At 42.0% G+C, this 3401-nt stretch carries 6 protein-coding genes; 5 read left to right on the top strand and 1 reads right to left on the bottom strand.

Annotation, left to right across the window (positions count from 1 at the left end):
* Positions 1 to 20: 20 nt before the first annotated feature.
* From F6J94_RS32030 to arsC, 5 genes are all read left to right on the top strand, one after another.
* Positions 21 to 218, top strand: a complete 198-nt coding sequence (locus F6J94_RS32030) for a hypothetical protein (RefSeq protein WP_293047631.1) — start codon at positions 21 to 23, stop codon at positions 216 to 218.
* Positions 218 to 544 carry a helix-turn-helix transcriptional regulator gene (locus tag F6J94_RS32025; protein ID WP_293047629.1) on the top strand — a complete coding sequence of 109 codons (327 nt, stop codon included), beginning with the start codon at positions 218 to 220 and terminating at the stop codon, positions 542 to 544. Before F6J94_RS32030 ends, F6J94_RS32025 begins: the two co-directional genes overlap by 1 nt.
* A gap of 210 nt (positions 545 to 754) precedes the next feature.
* Positions 755 to 1210, top strand: coding sequence for an ArsI/CadI family heavy metal resistance metalloenzyme (locus F6J94_RS32020; protein ID WP_293047627.1), 456 nt, complete (start codon positions 755 to 757; stop codon positions 1208 to 1210).
* Positions 1211 to 1226: 16 nt separating this feature from the next.
* Positions 1227 to 1943: an MIP/aquaporin family protein gene (locus F6J94_RS32015; protein ID WP_293047625.1), complete on the top strand. Its 717-nt coding sequence runs from the start codon at positions 1227 to 1229 to the stop codon at positions 1941 to 1943.
* 53 nt (positions 1944 to 1996) lie between these two features.
* Positions 1997 to 2392: an arsenate reductase, glutathione/glutaredoxin type gene (gene arsC, locus F6J94_RS32010; protein WP_293047623.1), complete on the top strand. Its 396-nt coding sequence runs from the start codon at positions 1997 to 1999 to the stop codon at positions 2390 to 2392.
* Between the two features lie 310 nt (positions 2393 to 2702).
* On the opposite strand, the gene F6J94_RS32005 is transcribed toward arsC, so the two are convergent.
* Positions 2703 to 3101 (bottom strand): hypothetical protein, encoded by a 399-nt coding sequence (locus F6J94_RS32005; RefSeq protein ID WP_293047621.1) that lies wholly within the window; start codon positions 3099 to 3101, stop codon positions 2703 to 2705.
* Positions 3102 to 3401 lie beyond the last annotated feature (300 nt).

Here is a 3401-nt window from a genome sequence, read left to right as displayed (position 1 = left end):
TAGGGAACCTTTAGGAATTTGTGGCACTGTCTCGGACTGCACTTCAGGATGGTAGTGATCGCGTCAAAGCTAAATTTGGTTTCTCTTGTAGCAAAGCACTAGGACAACTGAAGATAATAGAAGACAAAGCGAAGAAGTATAGTAATCTATCTGATCCAAAAGTGCGATTACTTAAATTTATCGATGTCCAAACTAAAGAACAATTCAATAAAAGTTGATGCAAGCCACTTCTCCTCCAGACTCCACTACTATCCTCGCTGGCTTCCATGCTCTCTCCGATCCCCTGCGCCTGGCAGTGATTGAGCTACTGCGATCGCAAGAGTTATGTGTTTGTGATTTATGCGATCGCTTAAATGTCCAGCAATCAAAACTATCATTTCACCTGAAAACCCTTAAACAAGCTGGTCTGATTCGCCCCCGCCAACAGGGAAGGTGGATGTACTACAGCCTGAATTTGCCCCAGTTTGTGGTTTTAGAGCAATATTTGGCAGAATTTCGTCGAACAGGTGTGATGGTACCTACCCGTAGTTGTTGCTCAGACTAGTTTAAAGTCTAGGTTGAATGGCTCTAGGGCTCTGATCAGGGTATAGAGTGTCTTAAAGCACCGACCCTGTCAACTGCTCTTGATGTACCTAATACCATTAGCCCAATACCATTAGCCAATTCAGCCGATGGCTTAACTATTGTTTAAGCAATAAATCAATTTTTTTTGATATATTAGGATTAACTAATTCTTAAAAAACGAGGGATATTCATGGCTACTCTCAAAACTCATGTCTCCCTAAATGTCACTGACCTTCACAAATCTGTGACATTTTACCATGCCATGTTTGGTGTGTCTCCAGTTAAATACAAAGCTGACTACGCCAAATTTGATTTGGCAAATCCGCCCCTCAATCTCACCCTAGAACTCAACCCCAATATGCACTCTGGTGGCACATTATCTCATCTAGGTGTACAGGTTGAAAGTACAGAAGATGTACAAGCTCAGATCAAGCGTTTTCAAGCTGCAGGACTAGAGGTGTTAGAAGAAAAGAACACTCACTGTTGCTATGCCATCCAGGATAAAGTGTGGGTGAGTGACCCAGATGGTAACCGCTGGGAAGTATTTGTGGTGAATGTCGAAGATACTGCACCCGAGATGAATCTGAAGATTACCGACAATTCTGAGGAGGAATCCAATACTGTGACATCCTCCTGCTGTGGATAAATTAGATCACCATTAAATGAGAATCCGCAAACTGATACCCAAACAAACTCTCTGGTCCTTAATATCCCATTGCTGGCGAGAGGCAGTAACTGAGGGCATGGCTACATTTATCTTAGTCTTTGTTGGCACTGGTGCTGTCATGGTGAATCACATCACTAGTGGAGCCTTAACTCATCTGGGCGTCAGTTTTGTGTTTGGAGCAGTGGTCGCTGCTTTAATCTATGCCACAGGACATATTAGCGATGCCCATATTAACCCAGCTGTGACCCTTGCTTTTTGGGCTAGTGGCTTTTTTCCCGCTCGCAAAGTGTTACCTTATATCCTCGCTCAATGCATTGGTGCGATCGCTGCTTCAACATTACTGTTGCTGACACTGGGGTATGTTGCTGAGCTCGGGGCAACTCTGCCTCTACAAGGGAACTGGTTTCAATCCTTAGTGCTGGAAGTAGTACTCACCTTTATCTTAATGTTTGTGATCTTAGGCTCTGGTCTCGACCGCCGTGCTCCCATTGGCTTTGCTGGTTTGGCTATTGGCTTAACTGTAGGATTAGAAGCAGCTTGCTTCGGACCAATTACCGGTGCCAGCATGAATCCAGCCCGTTCATTAGGGCCAGCCCTAGTAGCTGGGATTTGGCAACATCAATGGATTTATTGGGTTGCCCCGATTGTAGGAGCGCAATTAGCCGTGATTGCCTATCGGCAACTTTCCCATGGATTTCGGGATATTAAATAAAAGCATAGCTAGCTAAAAAGTAACAACTAACAACTAACAACTAACAAATCACTATGAAACAAATCATGTTTGTTTGTAAAAGAAATTCCTGCCGTTCTCAAATGGCAGAGGGGTTTGCTAGAACCTTAGGAGAAGGGAAGATTTCTGTTACTAGTTCTGGACTAGAAGCAAGCCGAGTTCATCCTACAGCAATTCAAGTCATGGATGAAATTAATATAGATATTACTGACCAGACGTCTAATCCTTTAAAGGATTTCAAGGCTGAAGACTATGATGCTGTAATTTCCTTGTGCGGCTGTGGTGTTAATTTACCAGAAGCCTGGGTATTACGAGATGTTTTTGAAGATTGGCAGCTTGATGATCCTGATGGGCAACCACTAGAGACGTTTCGCCGTGTCCGAGATGAAATTAAAGAACGAGTAGCTAAGTTAGTGGAAACCTTGAGCTAATTAGTCGGTTTAGAGTTGATTGGACTTTGGACAAAATTTTATTTTCTGTCTTTAGTATCCTTATCTATTAGACGATATTACCGGTCAATTCCGTCCAATTTTTTGAGTTATCAAAAAAAGGTGCTCTACCGAACATAGTGTGTATAAAACCGCGCTTTCTAAAAGCCTTATTATGCTGTTATTGGCTTGAACATTACTACATAATGGTTTGATGAGTGATCGCGAAATCAAAAGGGTTTCAGCATGTGAAGTTATATTTCGCCAACAGCATCGCGATAGCGTAACCCAACACAAATGTTCTTGGGCGTTATTACCAAACCATCACTTGACCCAATTCATTACGCAAATTAATTACTGAACTTTCTCTACAAACACTCACAGGACAAACGTCGAATACATAGACAGCATCTCCATCTGGGGCACAAAGTAAAACGAACATTGCATCTTTACCCTGCATTCGACCTTCTACACCAGACATTCGCAAACGTCTTACAGTTCCGTTTTGTAACTTTCCTGCAGCTTCATACTTTTTGAATTTTTCGAGTGCTTTTAATTCACAAGCTGTCCGGCTAGTTGTGCTAACAGCTGACCAACCAGAACCAGTACCCCAGGTAGGTCTTTCTGCCCTAGCTGCTCTAGGAAGGAATGCCGTTAATAGTCCCGATGCAATAAGTGGAATGATAATAGTAGTGGATAAACGTGTAGACATAAGACAAAAAGCAAAAAGCCTATTGTTGATTGGAATTATTATATCCCACATTCCGCAGGTTCGTCCTCAATTTGAATAATTTTCTCTTTGCTTACAAGCCAAAGCTATATCCTGCAAAGGTTTCATTGATTTGAGTATGAAGATCCATTTTGCCCAGCTTTATTCTCAATTGGTTAGTATTTTTGAGAATGGCTGAACTTGCGATCGCTCAGTTTCCCATAGTGTCGTAAAAAATATTCTATATCCAAGCTAACCTGCGGAATGTGGGTTATATCTACTTTAAACTAGTAGATATAACCA

Origin of the sequence: Moorena sp. SIO1F2 (assembly GCF_010672755.1) — a bacterium.
In the GTDB taxonomy this organism is placed as follows: domain Bacteria; phylum Cyanobacteriota; class Cyanobacteriia; order Cyanobacteriales; family Coleofasciculaceae; genus Moorena.
The sequence above is the reverse complement of the archived record's forward strand: the minus strand, read 5'-3'. Positions and strand labels throughout refer to the sequence as shown.